A 23,178-nucleotide genomic window follows, 5' to 3' on the forward strand; every position below is an offset into this window, starting at 1 on the left:
GGAGGAATGTCTCATGACACTATCACATGAACAAAAAATACATTTTCAAAGTATAGTTGACACCGCACCGTCAACAATACAGCCATTAGCAGCCGCATTATTAAAGTATATGGACAATCGTGATTACGATATTGAAAAGCTTATTACAGAACAGCATGTTCAATCACTAGAGGAGCTATTTAGCGGACCATTATTAGAAGTGCTTATATTATTTTCTTCACAGGAACGCGCGCTCCACATTAAGAAACTAGCTTTACGTTTTGATGCTACGATATTCCAAACTGATATGTTACGTCGATCATTTCGTTCAGCACAACCCGTACAAGATCATCTTTTTCAATGTCTACAATTAATAGAAGAAATGCTGACATTTGAAGAAATTAGTCTGGAGGATTTACTAGCTCACCATAGCCAATATGAGCATGGTACCTACCCGAACTATAGCTCCTATGTATTGAAAAACGAAAATGAAAAAGTAATGGGCTTTCATGTATTTGAGCAATTGCTTGCTGAAGAATTATCCATAGAAAATCCACTCATTGAAGATAAAGTAGAGAGTATTTTATTTGATGAGCACCGCAGTAGCTTTTTCGGTCATCCACTCATTCGTGGCATTTTTAAATCAAGCAATAGTCGGATGCACGAAGCGCTTGGAAAATTATTAGTAGCGGCTGCACGTCAAGAAGGGCTTCGACAAGCAATTGTAGAAAATATTGACCACGGGAATCTAGATGCACAGCTTTACATGATGAAACTTATTCAGGAGCACCAACTAACAAGGTTCTCCTCTGTTATACGAGCGGTCGATACATGGATGGGGCTTGGCTATAGTAGCTTCGAAAATCAAAAAATAACGGAGGAAGTTTTGTCCTTAGCCATCCAAGCGATGGAAGATGACCATTTCACTGAACAGTTGCTAAAAAGTGAACGGACCATTGATATTTACGTCGCATTATGGGCGACTTCGACAAAAGATTATACGAAGCTAGATGTGCTGTTGGCCGATCTCTTACAGCGAGACAAGCATATTCAGCTTACAACGCTAGCTTTTTTGAAAAACCTATCAAAAATATCCTTTACAGCGCCTTTCGTAAAGGAATTAATTGTAACAACGAAGGATATCGAAATTTTTGCATTTGCATGGGATAATTTCCTTCATGCCAACCACTATATCAATAGTGAATATGCAAGAGATAATGAATGGGATAAAACACTTCAAAGCTTCATGAAAGACAATACACAGCTACAGGGCATAGAATATGCATTATTTGAACAGCTTGAATGGGCAAAAAATGAAATGACCAAAGATGGGTTATCCATTACAGGCAAGCCTCTATCCTTTGTCTTTGTTCACTTGTCATTCGAAGACTTAATTTCAACACAAATTGTACTTGCGTATCATCTACAAGATGAAGAGTTATTCCAACGAATCATCGCGCAGGCAGATGCTTATCCACCATCAAGTAGGATCGGCTTATTGAACATTTATTGTCTGGATCCAATCACACAAGGACAGCGTGAATTTCTATTCAATTCATTACGAGATCGAAGCTCTATCAATCGTTCCCTTGCATTAAAGAAAATACATGCATTGACACCAACCAAAGAAGAAATAGCAAAAATCGAGGATCTTTTAGCCAATAAATCTGGGGCTCTGCGGAAAGAAGCTATTTCACTCTTGAAAATTCAACCACAGGATCATGTATTGGAAAGTGCTGAACGATTAATAAAAGACAGTAAGCAGCTAAAGAGGCTTGGTGGTCTTGAATTATTGTTAGAAGCATCTAAGGACTACAATTTATCGAGCGAGCAAATTACGACATTATGCTCCCTATTACCAAAGATAACAAAAAATGAACAAGTACTATTAGAACAATTAGTAGCAAGAGATGTACCCGAATATAACGAAAGCAATGGCTATGGTTTATATACACCACATGCTCCTATTCCATACGATCGCATTGCCAATAGCGCGATCAAAATGAATGGTGAAGAACCTTGGCAACAGCTTGTATCTTTATATATACAAAAACCTACACCTATTGAAAAATTCTTTCAATATGATTTAGATAAGCTTCTCTCCAAGCTAGAACAACTTATTCAAATACTTGATGAATATGCTAATTTTGAATATGAAACTTATCAATGGAATGACGCTAAAATGACGACTACTTTAGGGCAAAAATACAGTATCTTGGCCTCTAAAACAGACAGTCAGCGAAATGCCAGTCTAGATGTTTATCCTATACCAGAAGCCATTGTTCAGTGGATTAAATCATCATCCTTTAGCGGTGAAGACTTAGCTTATTTCAACTTTTATAATCATTTATCAGAATATCCTGCTGCTCATGACCTTTCTGAAGCAGCCCATATTCTTATAAAACCTTTCTTTCAATATGAAGGAATAAAAAAATATGTTGCCCAATTTAACTCGTTGAAATATCACTATACGCTTCAGCAAATCTTTTCCGTTTTGTCGCAAGATATCAAAAATATCTCAGGAGAGACACTATTGCATAAAGAAGCAGTTTCATTACTAGAACAGCATGCACCAGCATTTAATAGCTTTGAACAGGCAACCGGTATTGTGCTTCAGCTATTACATCAAATCCCTGCGGATCAGTGGCGAGTAGAAGTAAGAGATAAAGGCTATTACTACTATCAATCTACCTCTACAATTGTCGACTTAGATATTATTGATGCATTTGTCGATCGACTATCTAATTATGCAACTTATGAAGGCTATGCTAAAATGCTTGCCATCAATGAAGAACTAACAAAGCGTATGCAAAAAGAAAATTATAGCCCAAGTCTCTACGATCTATCGTTATTCCAATATTTAGATGCATTTAAAGTTGGCTTATTGACGCAAGACCATTTATATGAAGCTATTTTTACGAACACTCTTGCCTCAGAAATATTTACTGAACCAAGTAAACTGTTGGATCGCTATCAATCATTTGAAGACTTAGCTGATTTCCTTGCCATTCGTAATCAAGCGATCGACCGCATCTTAGCTATCGAGCTAAAGCGTGGCGATACTCCTACAACTGTTACCAAGCTTGCTAGTAGTATTTCTTACTTTGAAGGAATCGATTATTTCCTGCAAATTTTACAGGCACTTGATGGTGAAAAGCTTTCACGAGGATATATATGGCAGGCAGAGACGAAAAAAGATGTCTTCTCTCGCCTTTTAACTAGCTGCTATCCTCAAAAAGAAGAAACCGCACAGCAGTTAAAAGAAGCATGGCAAAAAACAGATATTTCTAAAGAGCGTTTAATTGAAGCTATGATGTATAACCAGCATTGGATTGACCTTGTCAGCGAGGTGATTGGCTGGGAAGGACTAAAGGAATCTGCTTGGTATTTTATTGCCCATACTACAGATTCTTTATCAGACTTTGCCAAAGATCAAATTGCCCTCTTCTCCAGCATAACGGCAGAAGATTTTCGTGATGGCGCCTTTGATTTAGCATGGTTCCAAAGTGCTTATCAAACACTGGGCTCAAAGAAGTTTAAACTTGTATATGATGCGGCGAAATACGCTTCAGAAGGAGCTAACCACCGTCGTGCTCAGCTTTATGCAGATACAGCCATTGGCACACTTAGTCCAAAGCCATTAATGAAAGAAATTCAGGAAAAGCGCAATAAAGATAAACTGCGTGCACTTGGACTTATTCCGTTAAAAACAACAGATGACAAAGATGCTCTACATCGTTACCAATTTATTCAACAGTTTTTAAAGGAAAGTAAACAATTTGGAGCTCAACGTAGGGCAAGTGAATCACGAGCAGCTAGTATTGCACTAGAAAATTTAGCCCGCAACGCTGGGGACGGAGAAGCTACTCGCTTCATATGGCGAATGGAATTATCAGCCTTTAACGATATTCAGCATTTATTTAAAGCACAGCCTATCGAACAAATAACAGCGCACTTACAAATTGAAGAAGATGCCGCTGTTACAATAATCGTTGAAAAAGATGGTAAACGTCTAAAAAACATACCTGCTGCTTTAAAAAAGCATGCTGACGTTGTTACTCTTCAAGAAGCTCGTAAAGATTTACAAGAACAATATAAACGTGCACGTCCAGCACTAGAGCAAGCAATGACATTAGAAACCAAGTTTTCAGCGGAAGAGCTAATTAATTTGTTAGCTCACCCGATTCTTGCTCCGCTTTTACAAAAGCTTGTCTTTATTAGCGGCGAGCATGTTGGGATGATTACACCAGAGGGTTTACAGGTACTATCAGGTAATGTCGTGAAGCTTGCTCCGACAACACCCTTAATGATTGCTCACCCTTACCATCTTCTTGAAAGTGGTCAATGGAGACAATGGCAGGCCTATATGTTCCAACACAAAATACAACAGCCATTTAAACAAGTGTTCCGTGAGCTATATCTTATAAATGCAGACGAAAAAGGTTTAAAACAATCATTGCGTTATGCGGGACATCAAGTCAATCCATCTCAAACAGTAGCCTTGCTAAAAACACGAGGCTGGCAAATTAGTTATGAAACTGGACCTCGTAAGGTGTATTACAAAGAAAATATAGTGGCATCCTTGTATGCGCAGGCAGACTGGTTTACTCCAGCAGAAATCGAAGCACCTGCAGTTGAAGGTATTTATTTCTACGATCGTTTAACAGGAAAAGATATCGTCTTAGATGATATTCCAACTGCAATCTTCTCTGAGGTTATGCGGGATATGGACCTCGTGGTCAGCGTTGCCCATGTTGGTGGTGTCGACCCTGAGGCCAGTCATTCTACTGTTGAAATGAGGACTATTATCGTTGAGGAATTGGCAAAATTATTAAAGCTTTCCAACGTAGAAGTGAAGAAACAACATGTCCTTATTGAAGGTAAATTAGCAAGCTATTCCGTGCATTTAGGCAGCGGCGTGGTCCATCAAGTCGGTGGTTCGATGATACCAATTGTCGCAGTCCCATCTCAGCATCGTGGACGCATATTCTTACCTATGGTGGATGATGATCCACGAACAGCTGAAATTATGTCAAAGCTTTTAATGCTAAGTGAAGATACTAAAATGAAGGACCCAGCCATTTTAGCTCATATTCGTAGCTATGAACAAACGCATTAAAAGGTACAAAACAAAAACAGGTGACGAAACAACATACGTCACCTGTTTTATTGTACATTTGTTTTTATCATTTCAAATAAAAGAGGTACATTCGTTCCTCGCTGTAATGAATGGCTTCCTTCCATTAAAAACGACCAGCTTTTTTTCATTTTATCCCTATAGGGTAGTTCAGCATCGACTGGCATATAAGCCTTTAAATATTCTTCGATCGTACCAGACAAATTTTCTATAAACTCATCTGCCTTGTGGATTTTCTCCGTTGGGATTTCATTACGTTCATCCCATAGTACATGTTCTAAGTTTGTAGAGAAATAAAATAATTGATAAGGTACTTTCAAGCGATTAATACTAAAGTGGTCATTCGCAATTAAAATTCTGGCATTCCTCGCCTTCATCTCATTGCGCTGTTCAATTTGCTCTTTACGCTTATCGGACTTCACTAAAATGGCATCCTCTGTATAAAACAATTTTTGCTCGATATTCTCATCGACCCTGACGCATTCTGGTGCAATAAAACAACCGTCTGCATCTGTTATATGAATTACAGCAGTTAAATCCTTCGCTAAAAATTTATATTTATCTAAATAACTCTGGATTACTCGGATAACACTGTTTTTAATATTGGGGATGCGTTTATGGGCATCCCATTTTGTCAATACATCCTCACGCTGGACATCAAAACGTATCGTTGTATCCGCGAAGTAAGTATCTAAATAATCCTCTAAAATAATTTGCTCTGTCTGCCCCTCAACAATAATTAAAAGTACCTTTTTAGTCATGCTGCACACCTGCTTTACGAAAAGCACGTTTAATTTTAAATGTTTTGGTCTCTTTATAAACCTCTTCATCCTGTCCACCAAGCTGAATAGCTCTCAAGTAGACATCTCTGGCATTATTTATTTCTTTAATACCCTTTAGCTGCATATAACGGTGATTTTCATTCGTTGTCGTGAACCATAAATTTTTAATAGCTAGCACCTCTAACACTCGTAGATTATGGGATGTGAAAACAAGCTGTCCTTTTCCTTCCTCATCTATCACTGTTAACAACTCACCTAGCAAATATTCAAAAACGCCTGAATCTAATTCATCAATAACGACACAAGCATTTGGATTGTTATATACGGCAATCAATACACTAAGAATCGAAATGATCTTCAATATCCCTTCTGACTCTGTTCGCAAGGGTAATTCTTGCTCTCCACGCTGCGATAAAAATTCAAAACGGATGCCTTGTCCCCCATCATCCATTGTCTGCTTTGTAATAATATTGATCTTAATAGTCAAACCTGGAATAATGGCAGCTAGTACTCGGTTACTCTGTTCAATCACTTCACATAAAGCATAGAATTCATCCTCTGGCAATAAGGCAGGACCCTTTAAGTCATATGGAATTTGCCCTCTTGTTTTCTCTAAATGGATACTAAATGGCATGATCCGTTCTTCAAATAACGGGGCAATATTTTGGTTATTCACTACATGTAAATCTCGATTAAAATCAACAGCTATGTTTTTGATTAGCTGAATCTCTTGTTCGGTCAACCGTTCCTGTAATAATGGCTTCAAATCCTTATGGAAAAGAAAAGATCTATATTCCTTTCTTGCTAATTGCTGAATAACAAGCAATTGAATACGTGCTTGTTCACTCAGATCAGGCAAATTTAAGTTACGTATTTGGATACCTTTCTCTGTCATAGCCATTAACACCTTTGACCGTTTTCCTTTGTCATTTTCTCTATACGTCAGTCGTTCCAGTGTTGTATAGAGCCGATGCTGATCCTCCTGCAGCTCCACATAATAATGGACAAAGAATGTGCCAAATTGATTCTCAACTAAAAATTCAAAATCGAGACTGGCTGTATCCTCACCCGCTAAAATTAACCGCTTTTCTTGCGGGGGTAGCTTCACTTCAGCAAGCCAACCTGAAATAAGGGTCTTCAATAAACCAAATGCATCGACAATGGTTGTCTTCCCAGAGCCATTTTGTCCGTAAAGTCCAACAACATTTGCTTGTAAAAAGCTCTCGAAGCTAACTGCTAAAGTTACCTCACCATGTCGTACATTCCGTAAATTTTTTAGTTTGATCTTTTTTATTTTTATGATTGCCATCTGCTAAACATCCTTTAGCTCTTTTCCCCTATTATAATGAAAATTGTTATATTTTATAACAATCTTACACTTAATTATCAATTAGCCTATAGCCTATAACACTCACAGTAGGTAGGCATATGTTAAAGAAAAATGAAGAAAGGTGTGTTTCATTGGTTTATCCTAGATTGGCTCCTGAAGATTTTAACAGTCAATTCCGTCCAGGTATGAAAATATGGGTGACACTTCCTACAGGGACTTATTCAGGCACATTGATTCGAACATTTGGAACAGGAGGAAGAACAGCCGAAATCCAATTAGATAACGGTCAATTGGTGACTGTTGATGTTAGCCAAATAACGGCTGCTGGTACAGGAGCACCTCCTGGTAACTCCTATCCACCGCCCTATCCGCCACCTTATCCGCCACCTTATCCGCCACAACCGTACCCACCAAGACCTTATCCGCCACAGCCATACCCACCACAACCACCAAGACCTTACCCACCGCAGCCTTATCCGCCACAACCACCAAGACCCTATCCGCCGCAGCCTTATCCACCACAACCACCAAGGCCATATCCGCCGTTTCCAGGGGGACAATTCCCGGGGTTCCCACCTCCATTATTGCCGGGACTCCCAAACATCTTGCCAGGTATTATCGGCAACCCCAGACAGCCATAAAAAATAAAAGGCTTTCTCTTTGTTCTTTTACGAAGAATAAAGAAAAGCCTTTTTTTACATATTTATATTTTATTTCCATAATAAAAACGAAGAAAGGCAATAGCATTTTCTAGAAGAAATGACATTCCTTAATAGGCAAAAAGACTTAAAGAGAAATAAAAAAATAAGATTTTAGCCAAATTTTAATTAAACTAAAATTGACTCAGTTTTGAGCATACTTGTTTTTTATATTATTTACCCTTCGAATTTTCATAAAAATATTGTCTAAGCTACAAAAAACATAGACTATAACACTAAATATCTTCGTTTACCTATTTAAATCTACACTGCAAATAGTAAGTTTTCTGGGTTGTGAATCATTTTTTTTGGCAGTATAGTAGTTTATTGTTAGGGGATAATTAGATTATTTTTCACTGGTACATATTTATTGAGAATGCATCTGGAATTCTATGAATGACATCTAGACTTTACATTGAATTAGCTTTAATTTCATTGATAACAATACCCATTTCTCATCCTTAACATGAATTAATCGGTATAATATAATTAGGAGGAAAAGCATGAAAAAACGTAAGAAGCAGCATATGTCCATTAGTAAAAAAATAACCGCTATAATGGTAAGTATTTTATTACTGTTTGGGTTAGTTACTTTAGGTCTTTCTTATTATATAGTAAGAAATAGTAATTTAACAGATATGAATCAATCGCTTGATGACAAGGGTATGATCTTAGCCAAAACAATTGATGTGAACACATTGAAATCAATCTTAGATAATCCTTCAGATAGTAACTCTGATGCAATTCGACTGACGAAGGAAATGGATGCTATTAATGATTATTCAGATAGCATTACCAATCTGTTTTTAATTACAGTTGATGGTGAAAATATTAATGCACCTGTCCTATCTTCTAGTATACTTGAACTAGGTGCTGAGTATAATCAAGACATGATTGCTATGGGTTTATCACCTGATTTCCTAGCGAGAATTAAAGAAGTTTTTGAGACAAAAGAAGCTACAGCTACAGATATCTATAGCGATGAGTTTGGTAGCTATAAAACTGGTCTTACACCAATTTTAGATGATGATGGAACTATGCTAGCTGCATATGCTATTGATTATGACGTTTCGATGGTAACTGGCAAGGCTATGTCAGAGGCACTTTGGACATTGGTAGTAACCGTTATTTTCTTAATTGGTTCATCCATTGCTGTGTATACTCTTTTAAGAAAAAAATTAACACCGATTCAACAGCTCTCCCTACAGTCTAAAAAAGTAGCTGAAGGTAATTTAGAGCTTGATCCTCTACCAGTTACTTCAACGGATGAAGTAGGAACGCTTACGCAAAACTTTAATTCGATGATTGAAAATTTAAAAACTGTTATTAAGAGTACAACAAATGTATCTGCACGTGTTTCAAACACAGCCAATATTTTGTCTACGAACATGCAGGAAACTTCTGATTCCTATAATAATGTAGCATCTTCCATGCAAGAAATTGCGAGTGCAGCTGACCTTCAAGTTCAAAGAGCCAATGAAAGTACCATTACAATAGAAGAAATGAGTATTGGAATTCAACGTATTGCTATGACATCCAATCAAATTTCGGAATCTTCTATCTTAGCATCTGAGGAAGCTGAAAGAGGGAATGAATCAACTAATAAGTCTGTCGCTCAAATGAATGCGATTAGTCAGGCCGTCAATCAATCAGCAGCATCGGTTAAATTGCTTGGCGATCATTCTAATAAAATTGAAGAAATTGTCGGCATTATTACCGGAATTGCCTCTCAAACAAATCTCCTAGCCTTAAATGCAGCTATTGAAGCTGCCCGTGCAGGAGAAGCTGGCAGTGGCTTTGCCGTTGTAGCTGATGAAGTACGTAAGTTAGCTGAACAGTCTGAGGCCTCAGCCCGAGAAATTTCCACGCTTATTTCTCATATTCAGCACGATACAAATGAATCTGTGAATGTCATGGTTCGCGCGGTAGAGGAAGTCGATCATGGTATTGTCATGATAAACGATTCCGAACAATCATTTAGTCAAATATTAACATCTATTCATCATGTAACTGGACAAATACAAGAACTGTCCGCAACTATTGAAGAAATGGCGGCTGGCATGGAACAAGTGACTTCCGCAGTAAAAGATATGGAGGACTTCTCCATCAATTCTAAAGATAGTACAAGAGCAGTAGCAGCAACTTCTGCCTCTCAGCTAAATACAGTACAGCGAGTGTCTGAGGAAGCTCAAGTACTATCCGAGTTATCTGAAGAATTATTGAATGTTGTCAATACCTTTGTAGTGAAATAAAAAGAGAAAGGGCTGCCCTTATACGGTGTTTTTGGTCCCTTAGCTTCTACAGAATACTTTCTGCTGGAGCTATAGGACTTAAAATTTCCTACATAAGTGACTGCCCTTTTCTAAAATAGGAGTTGTAATGATTGAATAATAAACGAGAATTTGATTGTCCTACATCACAGTTTAAAAAGCATTTTTCTAAAAAAAATACGCTACTATCCAATCATACAAAGCTATTAAATGAAGAGGATACTTTAGCCTATCAAACATTAAATCGGACAATGGCTGACTATGATAAAAATATCACGATACCGCAAGTATTTTATCAAGTAGCACAGCAGTTTGCAGACCGTATCGCTCTATCCTATGAAGATGGCAAGATGACCTATCGTCAGTTAAATCAAAAGTCTAATCAAGTTGCACATATGCTAATAGCCAATGGTCTACAAAAAGGTGACTATGTTGCCATTATTATGGATCGTAGTAAGGAAACTATCATCAGTTTGTTAGGTGTGCTAAAAGCTGGTGGTGTTTATGTTCCTATTGATCCGAGTTATCCAAAAGAACGTTGCCAATATCTCTTACATGATACTGGTGCACCATTTATCATAACGAAAAATGAATATAATGATTTACTGAATGACCTAATACATAATGAATTCCAATCACCCACAGTGCTAACAATCAATCAAATGGAGAGTGGCCATTCACAAGAGGATTTACCATGTAACCTACTTCCATCCGATTTAGCCTATATTATTTATACATCTGGTTCTACTGGTAAACCTAAGGGTGTTTTGCTTAAACATTCAGCCGTTATTAACCTAATAACAGATAATCAAAGAATTTACCATTCGACTGAAGAAGATGTATTTTCTCAGTTTATTTCTTACAGTTTTGACCCCTCTGTAACAGAGACTTTTACCGCTTTCTTTTCTGGTGCAAGACTCCATATGCTCGCAAGTATTGAGCGTCTTTCAATCGAAGCATTTGCCGAAATGATTGCACGAGAGCAAGTAACAACTGCAACTGTTCCGAACGCTTTCTTTACACAGCTAGCCACACATTTACCTATAGATTATCGGGACAAGTTGATGACGTTACAATATCTATCGGTTGGCGGTGAAGCCCTATTGCCTGCTATTGTCCAAAAATGGCAAGAAAAATTCGGATATTCTACAGAAATTATTAATGTCTATGGACCAACTGAATGTACAGTTTTAACCTCCTACTTCAAGATAAAAAGTCGGTTAACAGACATGCAATCAAGTATTCCTATTGGCAGACCAATTGCCAATTATGAGATGTATGTGGTGAATACGGATGAACAGCTTTGTCCGGTTCATGTAACAGGCGAATTATGTATTGCAGGAGCTGGCCTAGCAGCAGGTTATTTACATCAACCTGAAAAAACAGCAGAGGTCTTTGTCCCTCATCTGTTTAAACCAGATCAAAAAATGTATCGAACAGGTGATTTAGTCCGTCTATTACCTAATGGTGTCATTGAATTTGTAGGACGGAAAGATTCACAAATTAAAGTAAGAGGCTTCCGTATTGAGCTTGGAGAAATTGAGACTGTTTTAAGCAATCATCCTATCATTCAGGAATCTGTGGTCATAGCTAAGAAAATGTCTGACGGCCTAAACCATTTATTTGCTTACTACACAGCGGCAAATGGTATACAGCTAGAGGAACAAGTTTTAAGAGACTACTTAAACAATTTTTTACCAGATTATATGGTACCTGAACGATTCATCGAATTACTAGAAATGCCATTATCCCCTACTGGCAAAATCGATCGCAAGCAGCTGGCCACATTGGATGTATCATTATCACGTAGTCATCTATACGTTGCCCCTGAAAATGATACGCAGCATTTACTAGCGAATGCATGGGAGTATGTACTTGGCAACAGTCCAATAGGCATTCACGATAACTTCTTTCACATTGGCGGACATTCATTAAAAGTACTTGAAATTCTTGTCCAAGTGAAGAAGCATATACCGTTCCTGAAGATTCAGGATTTTTTCCAATATCCAACGATTGCTGAATTAGATCAATATATTAGCAACTTTCAGCCTGAAGATTTGGACGTGGAAACACCACCTAAAAACATTGTCTATAAGGATTTGATGGAGCCTAGTAAGCTTCCAGTTTCAGAAACGGTGAAGCCGTTACCGATGACTTCGGTTTTATTAACAGGTGCGACAGGTTATTTAGGAAGCCATGTATTATACGAGCTGCTAGTGACAACAAAAGCGCATATCTATTGTCTTATTCGACCAAGTGAAAAGGCCACTTTAGAGGATAAGCTAAAGGACAGTATGCAATTTTACTTTGGACATACCATCACTAAACATATGGAGAATCGAATAACCGTCATTCAAGGCGATTTAGGAAAGAAGAACCTTCATTTAACTAGCAAAGATGAACAGGTTCTAATAGAAGAAATCGATGCCATCATCCATTGTGGAGCCGATGTACGTCACTTCGGAGCGACGGATCATTTTAATAATGTTAATGTCAATGGGACACGTTATTTACTGGAATTGGCAAAGGGTAAACCTGGTATTCATTTTCATTATGTATCAACAATCGGCATTCCAGAGGAGCTTGCTGCCATTCGTTGGGGCCCAGATGAGGCTAAAGGCGACTTCAACTACGATATGCAGCTTCATAGCGTCTATACACAAAGTAAGCTGGAAGCAGAAAATCTCGTAAGAAATGCTGTACATGACTCGATTCCTATTTCTATCTATCGTGTAGGTAATTTAAGTTGTCATTCTGAAACAGGAAAATTCCAACGAAATATCAATGATAACGCCTTTTACCGTATGATTAAATCAATGCTTTATTTAGGTAAAACACCTTCCGTACAATGGCATGTAGACTTCACACCGATTAATTATGCTAGCCAAGCATTAGTATGCCTAGCTAATCAGCCAGCTGCAAATGGACATGTATTCCATCTATGTAATCCTGTGTCACTTACTTATTTAGAATTAATCGACATGATAAAGGAATTTGGCTATGATTTACAAGTCATGACAAAGCAAGAGTATACAAATTGGCTATTACATGATGACCATTCTATAGAAGTACAAGAATATTTAACTTTAGCTATTGCACAGCTAGAAGGTGATGGAGCTAGTGACTCACCATTTATCTTTAACTGCAAAAAAACGATTGAATTTCTAGCAAACGCAAGTATTGAATGTGCTGTACCAAATACAGCATTTATTCATCAAATGATTGAATATGGGATCGAAACAGGTTACTTTCCTAAGCCCAAACAAGTCAATATACGATGAACACAAATGATATACAGCTTTTTGCACTCCCATTAGGGGAACAGTTATCTTCCGAAGAATGGAATGCATTTACTATAATGCTCCCTTCTCATGTCCAAAAAAATATCATGCAGTACAAGCAGTGGCAGGATCGTCAAAGAGCCTTGCTAGGTAACACCCTTATCAGGTGGGCACTTCTCCCATTCATGAATAAGGCTGTATGCCATATTACTCAAGACATTTATGGTCGTCCGACTGTAGCGAATCACAAACACTGGGAAGGCGATTTTAATCTCTCTCACTCTGGTGATTGGATTGTTCTGGCCCTAACAACAAACGGGCGAGTAGGCATTGATATTGAAGAAATAAAGCCAGTGAATAAAGATATTATGCACTATGCATTATCTAAACAAGAGTTCCATATGGCCCTTCATCAGCCTCTACATGCTTTTTATGAACTTTGGACATTAAAAGAGGCTCTTTTTAAAACAGGCTTATTTCCTAACCTATCGCCTCACTTGCTTGATACTATTGATATTAAAACGACAAGAGCAGATCTTTCAACGCAATTACTTTATCTTGATCAACGTCATCCTGTCACCATATGCTGGAATAATAGCTCTACCAATGTAAAAATAACAACATTAAATAGACAACAGCTTCTACAAGAATAAAACAAGGAGGAGAAAACTATCATTTCTCCTCCTTGTTTATGAACTGAAAAGCTGCCTATTATGTCTGTTTTATAGACCAATGGGCAGCTCCAATACAGTTTATTTAAATAAATCTGGATACATTTCTTTCGCTAAGGCTTCCATACCATCTATTGTATTATAGCCATAACCAAACATATAATTATAATCCACAATATAGATTTGTTTGTTTTTAATAGCCTTCATGCTCGAAAGCTTAGGGTTAGCATAGATTTCTTCACGAACTTTTGTCAGATCAGAACCATCCCAGTTTGGAAGAATTAACACATCTGGATCAGATGCAATTAATGTTTCCACACTAACATCTCCTGTTTCATCTTTGAAAATATTATCTAGCTTAACCATTTTAAATGCGTCATTAAAGAATGTTTCATCATGCGCTGGGTATACAAAAAGTTCCTTTGGATCATTTGTATGCAAATAAGCAAATGTTTTTTCTTCTTTAATACTTTCTAATTTTGAAGTAATGTCTTGTTGTCGATCTTTTAATTCTTTAATGAAGCTAGTTGCCTTGTCTTGAACATTGAAAATTTCACCGATATTTTCGATGTCTTTATAAATAGAATCATACGTGCCACCTGTGATTGATGATTCTAAAACAAATGTTTTAATACCCATTTCGTTTAGTGAATCTACTGTGCCTACTCCCCATTCAGCATTATCAAATAAGCCACCACGGCCAAATACTAAATCTGGATTAGTTCCTAATGTAACCTCTTTCCCTACATATTCATCACTTAATATATTTAATTTTGAGTATTCCTCTTCTACAGATTTATCGACAGCACCAAAGTTTGCACCAACACCAACGATTTTATCGCCTAGTCCTAAATGCAATAATAATTCCGCTGCTGGGCGTGTATTTGCCATAATTTTTTCAGGAGCCTTATCGAATACTTGATCTTTCTCTTCCCAAGTCGAGCCACCTTCAGCCTTTGTAAAGTTTTCGATAGTTAATGGATAGTGCTCTTTTGTTTGTGCTTCTTCTGAAGTATTTTTGCTAGTATTACCGCAAGCTGTTAACGTTAATAAAGCGGCCAAACCAATTCCTAGTAATAATTTTTTCTTCATGTTGTTGCTCCTCCTATAGTCCATATGCAAATCCTAATCCATTCGTCACTGGATTAGTAAACGTTTGACACTTGATATGATATAAAGCTTCTATTATTTCGGGCGTTAAAACTTCCTCGGGCGTACCATGCGCATAAACCTCACCATCTTTTACTGCATAAAGATAATCACAGTAATGTGCAGCCATCTCTAAATCATGAAGTGCTGCTAACACGCCAATATTTAAGCTTCTTACACAGGATAGTATTTCAATTTGATAACGAATATCTAAATGGTTCGTTGGTTCATCTAAGATCATAAATTTAGGCTGCTGGGCGATTGTTCTCGCTAATATAACCCGTTGCTTTTCGCCACCAGATAATGAAAGGAAACTACGTCCCTTGTAAGCTTGTAAATTCGTGCGTGCTAATGCCTCTTCGACAATATCAAAATCCTTTTGGTTATCAGATTCTAACATTTTTTTATGAGGTGTTCTGCCTAACATCACCATTTGCTGAACGGTTAAATCAAAATGCATTTCATTGAATTGCCCTACCACCCCTAAATGCTGTGAGATTTTCTTTTCTGGGCTTTTCAAAACGTCTAAATCATCTAAAAAAACCATCCCTTTTTGTGGCACTAAGCTTTTATAAATACTTTTCAGTAAAGTTGACTTTCCGCATCCATTTGGTCCGATTAAGCCCACAAATTGCTGCTTGTTTACATGAATGGAGATATTTTTTACAATTTCCTTCTTTCCTATCTTTACTTCTATTTCCTTCGCTACTAATTCCATTGTTCTACCCTCCGAAGTTGTAACCTTTTTTTACAATCATATAGATAAATAATGGTGATCCAATGACAGAAGTAATGATGCCAATCGGTAGTTCAACATTCTCGATTAATGTTCGAGACAAAATATCTGCCCATATCATGAAAAGTCCTCCTAAGAGTAACGTTCCTAGCATTAATCGTTTATGATCCGCTCCAAAAATCCCTCTCGTAATATGTGGAATAATTAAGCCGACAAAACCAATCATACCTGCATAAGCAACCATCGTTCCTGTTATTAGCGATGTGAGAATCATATACAATTTACGGTAAACACTTAAATTGATACCTAATGTGATAGCAGATTCATCTCCAAGTAGCATCGTATTCAGCACTCGATGTTGAAAAAGAAATAATGCAGCTCCTAATACGATGACGATTGCTAAAATCGGCGTTTTATCCCAGCTTGCAGAGGCTAAACTTCCCATAGACCAAAAAGTAACGGTTTTTATACCCTCAGCATTATTGGCAAAAAAGATAATAAGACTTGAAAATGAGCTACATAATGCACCTATCACAACACCAGATAAAACGAGCTTTACCGATGTTGCTTTACCACCAATACTAGATAAAATTAGCACGGCCATAGAAGTAAGCATGGCTCCTGCAAATGCACCAAAGGCAACCCCAAATTGTGCCAGCAATGCACTGCTGCCGAAGCCAACTAAAATGGCAAAGGTTGCCCCCAATGATGCCCCTGAAGAAATACCAAGTATGTATGGATCAGCAAGAGGATTTTGTACAACTGCTTGCATCACAGCCCCACATAAAGCAAGTCCAATACCGATAAGCAGTGCAAAAATAACACGCGGCATTCTGACCTGTAAAATAATATTCAAATAGGACTCACTATCCACACTATCGAGTGTGCCAAACTTTCCATTAGATACAGCATGCAACAAGATATCCATTGATTGCTTGAAGGGTATACTGACCTGACCAATTGATACAGAAAAAACGGCAGATATTATAATGGAGCCGATTAATAGTAAGATTATGACATAATATATATTGCCCATCCCTATTCTGTTAGCTTCCTGATTATCCAAAATGTCACCTCTATTATCCAATTTATCTCAAATGATAACGATTATCATTATCATTTTACATTTCGTATTGTAAGGGATAATCTAAGGAAAAACAACAGGAAAATTTTTTTTATTAGATTTTTTTATTTAACAACACAAAAAACCAGCTCTCCTTTTTTTAACTGCAGACTGGTAAATGGCCGACAAATAAAAAAATAACACTCATTGCTGAATGTTATTTATCATATAAATCCGCTTTTAAATTGTGTTCTATATAAGCTTGCTCCTCTTCGGGTCTCAATAGACGAGTCGCTCTTCCCGCATTTCTTGATTCTTCGCCACCTTGCATCTCCCAAATTGCGTTATGATCTTCTACAGCATGAGAAAAATCACCCTTCGACCATCTTTCCAATATTGAAATGTAAAGTTCTTTATATTTATAATCGTTCATTTTGCATACCGCCAACAATCGATCCACTTTTTCTTGTGTGATTTCGGTGTGACCCCATTTTACACTAGCTTCAACTTTTTGGTGGGACATGTTGTGAATGGCTTCGTTTACTTTGTGTTCTATTAAATTGTCAGGATAAAGCAATTCTTCTTTTGTAACAGGTTTATTTTCAAGAATTAGTCCATCATTTTCAACAATTGCTTTTTCCTTTTCTGGGACAGGCTTCCCCATATGTTCATTGAATTTAAGATAACCAAATGCTCCACCGAAAATGATGAAAATGACAATGATACTGATCACCGATTTTGTTGTTCTCTTCATGTTATGACCCCTCAGTAATTTTTTATCATTATGTAATTATTTATTAGTTTATATTATGTAGGTTAGGATAATAATAACAGAAATTTATAATAGGGTTCAACCTCTCTAAAACAGAGAGCACCTATGATTATAAGTAATATCCTCAACAATTATTACTTGGTTTTCGGTGCAACCTATCATCTAAAAAGTTTGGTTAGGCAAAGTTAAGCAACAAAAAAACCACTCCTCGTGTTTACCGAGAAGTGGTTATTGTGATTGAAATTAATTATTTACATGACCAGTAATTATTTCACAAGATGGAAGTGAATAATCCCTTACATCATTCCTGGCATGCCGCCCATTCCGCTCATATCTGGCATACCTGCACCAGCTGGTTCTGGAATGTCTGCAACTACTGCTTCTGTTGTTAAGAACAGTGCAGCTACAGAGGCAGCGTTTTGTAGAGCTGAACGAGTTACTTTCGCTGGGTCTACTACACCTGCTTCCATCATGTTTACCCATTCGCCTGTTGCTGCATTGAAACCAATGCCAATTTCTTCACGTTTTAGGCGATCCACGATGATAGAGCCTTCAAGACCAGCGTTGTTAGCAATTTGGCGAACTGGCTCTTCTAAAGCACGAAGAACAATCTTCACTCCTGTTGCTACATCGCCTGCTTCAGATTCAGCCACTTTTTCAACTGCTGCATATACGTTAAGAAGTGCAGTACCACCACCTGATACGATACCTTCTTCAACAGCTGCACGTGTTGAGTTTAAAGCATCTTCAATACGAAGTTTACGCTCTTTAAGCTCTGTTTCTGTTGCAGCCCCTACTTTAATAACTGCTACACCACCTGCTAATTTCGCAAGACGTTCTTGAAGTTTTTCTTTATCGAATTCTGAAGTTGTTTCAGCAAGTTGTGCTCGGATTTGGCCAATACGTGCTTCGATTGCATCTGCACCGCCTACACCTTCAACAATTGTAGTATTGTCTTTTGTCACAACTACTTTTGCAGCACGACCAAGTGAAGAAATATCAGCTGATTTTAAGTCTAAGCCTAATTCCTCTGTAATCACTTGTCCACCAGTTAAGATAGCGATATCTTCTAGCATTGCTTTACGACGATCACCAAAACCTGGTGCTTTTACTGCTACAGCATTGAATGTACCACGAAGCTTATTCACTACAAGTGTTGCAAGTGCTTCTCCTTCAACGTCTTCAGCAATCATTAAAAGTGGACGACCTTGTTGTACCACTTGTTCTAATAACGGTAATACTTCTTGGATATTTGTAATTTTTTTATCTGTAATTAAGATATATGGGTTATCTAGAACTGCTTCCATTTTATCTGTATCTGTTACCATATAGTGTGACGCATAGCCACGGTCAAATTGCATACCTTCTACTACATCAAGCTCTGTTGTGAAGCCTTTAGATTCTTCAATTGTAATAACACCATCATTACCTACACGCTCCATCGCTTCAGCAATAAGTTGTCCAACTTCATCATCAGCAGCCGAAATAGCAGCAACTTGTGCGATTTCATCTTTATTGCTTACAGGTCGAGAAATTGAGTGTAATTCCGTTAATGCCGCAGCAACAGCTTTATCAATACCTTTACGGATACCTACTGGGTTTGCGCCAGCTGTCACGTTTTTCAAGCCTTCACGAATAATTGCTTGTGCTAGAACGGTTGCAGTAGTTGTACCATCACCAGCGATTTCGTTTGTCTTAGAAGCAACCTCAGCTACTAATTTTGCTCCCATGTTTTCGTATGGATTTTCCAGCTCGATTTCTTTTGCGATTGTCACACCATCATTTGTAATCAGTGGTGAACCGAATTTTTTTTCTAATACTACATTACGCCCTTTTGGACCTAATGTTATTTTTACCGCATTTGCTAATTTATCTACACCTTGTAACATTAATGAACGAGCGTCTTCTGAGAATTTAATATCTTTTGCCATGAGAATTTACCCTCCTGAAATGGAATATTCGTTAAGCTTCTTCAATATATTTATATCAATTTCATCTTATTGTCACTTTTCGATCAAGAAACAATAAGCTTTCACCTTAATTTAAGGTGTATCAAATATTATTCAATAATTGCAAGAATATCGCTTTCGCGTAAAATTAGGTATTCATTACCTTCAAATTTAACTTCTGTGCCAGCGTATTTAGAGAAAATAATGTGGTCGTCAACTTTAACGTCAAGCTCTACACGTTGTCCGTTCTCTAAAACACGACCTGTCCCAACTGCTACAACTTTACCTTCTTGTGGTTTTTCTTTTGCAGAGTCAGGTAGTACAATGCCGAATGCAGATTTTTCTTCTACCTCGATTAGTTCAATTACAATACGATCTCCTAGTGGTCTTAACAAGTGAAACAACCTCCTAATAATAATAATTGTTGAATTTATTAGCACTCTATAACATCGAGTGCTAACACAATTATTATGATAATCAATCACACTTTTTTTTGCAAGTCAGAACTTCGAAAAATTTTGTTTTCTTTCCATATTCATCTACAATAGAAAGGAAGCCTATGAATGGAAAGGATTTTGACTGTGACTAATTCTCCAAAAGTAACAAAACATAAAAAAACAGCTCTATATGTTTTACTGATTTATATCCTCATGCACATCTCAAGCAGATGGTTGCTCTTACCGTTTCACAAGCTCGTTATGAAGATGACTGGCCTAGCTTCTGAGCAAGCAGCACCGATAACTCAAGGATGGTATATTGCGCTTAGCTTTGCCGTGGCGCTCATTTTAAGTTTAATCTTAACATCCCGTGATAAAGCCTTTTGGAACGTCTATCAAGGAAAAAAAGAGACAATACCACTCACAATTGTTTGGGGTATTCTTGGTTTCTTCCTTGTATTTTTTGGTCAAATGATTGGAGCAGCTATTGAAATGGCTGTTTTTGGTATTGAAGGAGGTTCCCAAAATACCGCTGATATTGTCGCTATAGCTAAAGGAGCACCTATCGCCATATTAGCGATCGTTGTATTTGGTCCCATTTTAGAAGAGTTCGTCTTCCGTAGAGTTATTTTTGGATCACTTGTCCAAACAACAAACTTCTGGGTGGCGGCAATAGTAAGTGCTATATTCTTTGCGATTATCCACTTCGACTTCTCTCATATTTTACTTTATACAATTTGTGGTTTGATCTTCGCCTTTTTATATCACAAAACAAAACGTATTTGGACTTCCATTATTGCACACGTCATGCTGAATGGATTTGTGACACTTGTACAATTCTATGCAGAGCCATTGCAAAAGTTTCTTCAAGAACTAGAAAAAATGCAATAAATTTTTGTAAAGCTCTATAAAGTTGTCAAAAATACAAAAGCTCGGTGCCTTTATGTAGGTACCGAGCTTTATCTATTACTATTTATTCAATTCTTCTATTTGTCGTCGTTGCTGCTCAAGTGCCTCTTCAATCTGGCGCTTTTGCTCCGCTTCTTGCTCTTCTTTTAATCGAATTTCCTCTGATTTTAAATATTTCCTATAACCTACTCGAGATATCATAATACTAATTTCATACAGGATAAATAGCGGCACTGATACCATTAAGTGAGACGCCAATTCAGGCGGTGCAATGAGAGCAGCACATACAAATAAACCAAAGTATGAATATTTACGAATACGAATTAGTAGATCTGGACTCAATATTCCTATCCGTGAAAAGAACAATACTACAATAGGTAATTGGAATAGAAAACCGAATGGTATTGTGAGTTTAAATAAAAATGTAAAATACTCATGTATTCCAATTGTTTGCTTAATATCTAAATCATTTGATAAATTCATCATGAATTTGATGACATACGGGAATAATAAAAAGTATGAAAAAGATAACCCTGCGATAAACAATAAAAATGAATATGGTATATAGCTTAAGGTTGCTCTTCGCTCTACTTCCCTTAATCCTGGACTAATAAACGACCACAATTGATACATTAATACTGGCGATGAAAGAATAAATGCAATTAAAAAAACAACTTGAATATAAATTGCTAGTGGTGTTACTACGTCAAATGCATGGAGCTCAATATTATATTTTGCTCCTGTGGTTTGAAGGTATTTAACAAGTGGCTTTGCGACAAAAAAGGCGCCAGCCATAGCGAGAACAAAGAAAACGGCAACAATGAACAGCCGTTTTCTTAATTCTTCTATATGCTCAATGACAGTTAGATCTTTTGGATTCATTCCTCAACATCCTAACTTACTTATCTAGTTCTTTCTTTTTCTTGTCATCATCATCTTCGTCGGCTAAACCTTTAGTAGCATTTTTGAATTCACGTAGTGTTGAACCAAATGCTTTACCAAGCTCTGGTAACTTTTTAGGACCAAAAATTAGTAACGCGACAACTCCGATAATAATGAGGCTCATAGGACCAATACCGCCCATTACAGCCACCTCCTCTTTATATCCATCATTTTAACGCATATTTCGCCATTTTGCTAACTAATTATATGTGAAAGTTTTTCGTCACTCTCACTGATTTTACCTTGTTTTATTTAAAATTACTATTTGACAGAAACAGTGAACTCCACTATAAAATATGTAAAAATTTCACACTTCCTGATTCCGAATTAAATAAATAAGCGCTTGCAATTCTACCGATAAATCAATGGTTAAGAGCTGCATACTATCTGGCACCGTTAAGCGCTCGGGCGTAAAGTTTAAAATTCCCTTTGCATTCATAGCCGCTAACCGATCTGCCATTTTTTGTGCAGAGCGCGGTGATACTGTCAAAATAGCTAGCTCAGCCCCATATTCTGCATACTTTTCTTCCAGCAAATCAGGATGAAAAACAGGAATGTTACTAATCATTTTGCCATCCTTCGGCGCTTTCGAATCAAATGCTACAACAATATGAGTGTTGTGGTTTTTTTGAAAATTATATTTTAATAATGCACTGCCTAAATTCCCCACGCCAATTAACGCTACTTTTGTTGTTTCATGTTGATCAAGCGTCTGGCTAAAAAATTGTAATAGATGCTGTACATCGTAGCCATAGCCTTTCTTTCCAAGAGCACCAAAATAAGAAAAGTCACGGCGAATGGTTGCAGAATCTATTTTCATCGCTTCACTCAGTTCCTTCGACGAAATACGTTCCATACCTTCTTGTGCAAAGTTTTGAATAAATCGATAGTAAAGAGGAAGTCTTTTTGTAGTGGCTTGTGGAATTTTTAATTCTTGTTTCAAACTTTCTCCTCCTTATAATGAAACTCAATCTATTTTACTGTACTAATTTTAATACATATATCCTTAACTATATACAACATTTTTCAATCCACTAGCGTATTTCTCTTTAGTTAATGGCGCTTTGTACGCA

Annotated in this window: 17 protein-coding genes; 6 read left to right on the forward strand and 11 right to left on the reverse strand. The window is 37.2% G+C overall.

The window, feature by feature from the left end:
• Positions 1-13: 13 nt before the first annotated feature.
• Positions 14-5,098, forward strand: a complete 5,085-nt coding sequence (locus KVT27_RS20305; protein ID WP_217581833.1) for a DUF4132 domain-containing protein — start codon at positions 14-16, stop codon at positions 5,096-5,098.
• Positions 5,099-5,145: 47 nt separating this feature from the next.
• Here KVT27_RS20305 and KVT27_RS20310 read toward each other — a convergent pair whose 3' ends face one another.
• On the reverse strand, positions 5,146-5,877 hold the full coding sequence (locus tag KVT27_RS20310; RefSeq protein WP_036120916.1) for a hypothetical protein: 732 nt from the start codon (positions 5,875-5,877) through the stop codon (positions 5,146-5,148).
• Positions 5,870-7,207, reverse strand: coding sequence for an AAA family ATPase (locus tag KVT27_RS20315; RefSeq protein WP_036120919.1), 1,338 nt, complete (start codon positions 7,205-7,207; stop codon positions 5,870-5,872). Before KVT27_RS20315 ends, KVT27_RS20310 begins: the two co-directional genes overlap by 8 nt.
• A gap of 119 nt (positions 7,208-7,326) precedes the next feature.
• Here KVT27_RS20315 and KVT27_RS20320 point away from each other — a divergent pair, with 119 nt between their 5' ends.
• The 4 genes from KVT27_RS20320 to KVT27_RS20335 all read left to right on the forward strand — a co-directional run bounded on the left by KVT27_RS20320 (position 7,327) and on the right by KVT27_RS20335 (position 14,130).
• On the forward strand, positions 7,327-7,869 hold the full coding sequence (locus KVT27_RS20320; protein ID WP_244294778.1) for a hypothetical protein: 543 nt from the start codon (positions 7,327-7,329) through the stop codon (positions 7,867-7,869).
• A gap of 560 nt (positions 7,870-8,429) precedes the next feature.
• The gene (locus tag KVT27_RS20325; RefSeq protein ID WP_036120923.1) at positions 8,430-10,178 is read left to right on the forward strand and encodes a methyl-accepting chemotaxis protein; all 1,749 of its coding nucleotides are present in this window, start codon (positions 8,430-8,432) and stop codon (positions 10,176-10,178) included.
• A gap of 131 nt (positions 10,179-10,309) precedes the next feature.
• Positions 10,310-13,477, forward strand: coding sequence for a non-ribosomal peptide synthetase family protein (locus KVT27_RS20330; RefSeq protein WP_217581834.1), 3,168 nt, complete (start codon positions 10,310-10,312; stop codon positions 13,475-13,477).
• A complete protein-coding gene (locus tag KVT27_RS20335; RefSeq protein ID WP_217581835.1) occupies positions 13,474-14,130 on the forward strand; it encodes a 4'-phosphopantetheinyl transferase family protein in 657 nt (218 codons plus the stop codon). The genes KVT27_RS20330 and KVT27_RS20335 overlap by 4 nt, the downstream gene beginning before the upstream one ends.
• 99 nt (positions 14,131-14,229) lie before the next feature.
• On the opposite strand, the gene KVT27_RS20340 is transcribed toward KVT27_RS20335, so the two are convergent.
• The 6 genes from KVT27_RS20340 to groES all read right to left on the reverse strand — a co-directional run bounded on the left by KVT27_RS20340 (position 14,230) and on the right by groES (position 20,212).
• Positions 14,230-15,240, reverse strand: a complete 1,011-nt coding sequence (locus tag KVT27_RS20340) for an ABC transporter substrate-binding protein (RefSeq protein WP_036120933.1) — start codon at positions 15,238-15,240, stop codon at positions 14,230-14,232.
• 13 nt (positions 15,241-15,253) lie between these two features.
• Positions 15,254-16,015 carry an ABC transporter ATP-binding protein gene (locus KVT27_RS20345; RefSeq protein ID WP_008176974.1) on the reverse strand — a complete coding sequence of 254 codons (762 nt, stop codon included), beginning with the start codon at positions 16,013-16,015 and terminating at the stop codon, positions 15,254-15,256.
• A gap of 4 nt (positions 16,016-16,019) precedes the next feature.
• Positions 16,020-17,099 (reverse strand): FecCD family ABC transporter permease, encoded by a 1,080-nt coding sequence (locus KVT27_RS20350; protein ID WP_036120937.1) that lies wholly within the window; start codon positions 17,097-17,099, stop codon positions 16,020-16,022.
• A gap of 214 nt (positions 17,100-17,313) precedes the next feature.
• Positions 17,314-17,850, reverse strand: a complete 537-nt coding sequence (locus tag KVT27_RS20355; RefSeq protein ID WP_036120938.1) for a DUF6241 domain-containing protein — start codon at positions 17,848-17,850, stop codon at positions 17,314-17,316.
• A 314-nt stretch (positions 17,851-18,164) separates the two neighbouring features.
• Positions 18,165-19,799 (reverse strand): chaperonin GroEL, encoded by a 1,635-nt coding sequence (groL, locus tag KVT27_RS20360; RefSeq protein ID WP_008176984.1) that lies wholly within the window; start codon positions 19,797-19,799, stop codon positions 18,165-18,167.
• Between the two features lie 128 nt (positions 19,800-19,927).
• On the reverse strand, positions 19,928-20,212 hold the full coding sequence (gene groES / locus KVT27_RS20365) for a co-chaperone GroES (RefSeq protein ID WP_008176986.1): 285 nt from the start codon (positions 20,210-20,212) through the stop codon (positions 19,928-19,930).
• A gap of 168 nt (positions 20,213-20,380) precedes the next feature.
• On the opposite strand from groES, the gene KVT27_RS20370 reads away from it, so the two are divergent.
• Positions 20,381-21,145, forward strand: coding sequence for a CPBP family intramembrane glutamic endopeptidase (locus KVT27_RS20370; RefSeq protein WP_036120942.1), 765 nt, complete (start codon positions 20,381-20,383; stop codon positions 21,143-21,145).
• 78 nt (positions 21,146-21,223) lie between these two features.
• Here KVT27_RS20370 and tatC read toward each other — a convergent pair whose 3' ends face one another.
• The 3 genes from tatC to KVT27_RS20385 form a co-directional block, all read right to left on the reverse strand.
• Positions 21,224-22,045 carry a twin-arginine translocase subunit TatC gene (gene tatC / locus KVT27_RS20375; RefSeq protein ID WP_217581836.1) on the reverse strand — a complete coding sequence of 274 codons (822 nt, stop codon included), beginning with the start codon at positions 22,043-22,045 and terminating at the stop codon, positions 21,224-21,226.
• Between the two features lie 16 nt (positions 22,046-22,061).
• Positions 22,062-22,247: a twin-arginine translocase TatA/TatE family subunit gene (locus tag KVT27_RS20380; RefSeq protein WP_008176991.1), complete on the reverse strand. Its 186-nt coding sequence runs from the start codon at positions 22,245-22,247 to the stop codon at positions 22,062-22,064.
• A gap of 165 nt (positions 22,248-22,412) precedes the next feature.
• Positions 22,413-23,048: a redox-sensing transcriptional repressor Rex gene (locus tag KVT27_RS20385; RefSeq protein WP_012291935.1), complete on the reverse strand. Its 636-nt coding sequence runs from the start codon at positions 23,046-23,048 to the stop codon at positions 22,413-22,415.
• Between the last annotated feature and the right edge of the window lie 130 nt (positions 23,049-23,178).

The organism is Lysinibacillus sp. GbtcB16 (assembly GCF_019091145.1).
Lineage (GTDB): Bacteria > Bacillota > Bacilli > Bacillales_A > Planococcaceae > Lysinibacillus > Lysinibacillus fusiformis.

Bases quoted from the DNA above. Each gene is read 5' to 3' on its own strand.
- KVT27_RS20355 (WP_036120938.1), bottom strand. From the start codon at position 17,850: ATGAAGAGAACAACAAAATCGGTGATCAGTATCATTGTCATTTTCATC.
- KVT27_RS20335 (WP_217581835.1), top strand. From the start codon at position 13,474: ATGAACACAAATGATATACAGCTTTTTGCACTCCCATTAGGGGAACAG.
- KVT27_RS20320 (WP_244294778.1), top strand. From the start codon at position 7,327: ATGTTAAAGAAAAATGAAGAAAGGTGTGTTTCATTGGTTTATCCTAGA.
- KVT27_RS20325 (WP_036120923.1), top strand. From the start codon at position 8,430: ATGAAAAAACGTAAGAAGCAGCATATGTCCATTAGTAAAAAAATAACC.
- KVT27_RS20370 (WP_036120942.1), top strand. From the start codon at position 20,381: ATGGAAAGGATTTTGACTGTGACTAATTCTCCAAAAGTAACAAAACAT.
- KVT27_RS20310 (WP_036120916.1), bottom strand. From the start codon at position 5,877: ATGACTAAAAAGGTACTTTTAATTATTGTTGAGGGGCAGACAGAGCAA.
- KVT27_RS20380 (WP_008176991.1), bottom strand. From the start codon at position 22,247: ATGGGCGGTATTGGTCCTATGAGCCTCATTATTATCGGAGTTGTCGCG.
- tatC (WP_217581836.1), bottom strand. From the start codon at position 22,045: ATGAATCCAAAAGATCTAACTGTCATTGAGCATATAGAAGAATTAAGA.
- groL (WP_008176984.1), bottom strand. From the start codon at position 19,799: ATGGCAAAAGATATTAAATTCTCAGAAGACGCTCGTTCATTAATGTTA.
- KVT27_RS20345 (WP_008176974.1), bottom strand. From the start codon at position 16,015: ATGGAATTAGTAGCGAAGGAAATAGAAGTAAAGATAGGAAAGAAGGAA.
- KVT27_RS20315 (WP_036120919.1), bottom strand. From the start codon at position 7,207: ATGGCAATCATAAAAATAAAAAAGATCAAACTAAAAAATTTACGGAAT.
- KVT27_RS20305 (WP_217581833.1), top strand. From the start codon at position 14: ATGACACTATCACATGAACAAAAAATACATTTTCAAAGTATAGTTGAC.
- KVT27_RS20340 (WP_036120933.1), bottom strand. From the start codon at position 15,240: ATGAAGAAAAAATTATTACTAGGAATTGGTTTGGCCGCTTTATTAACG.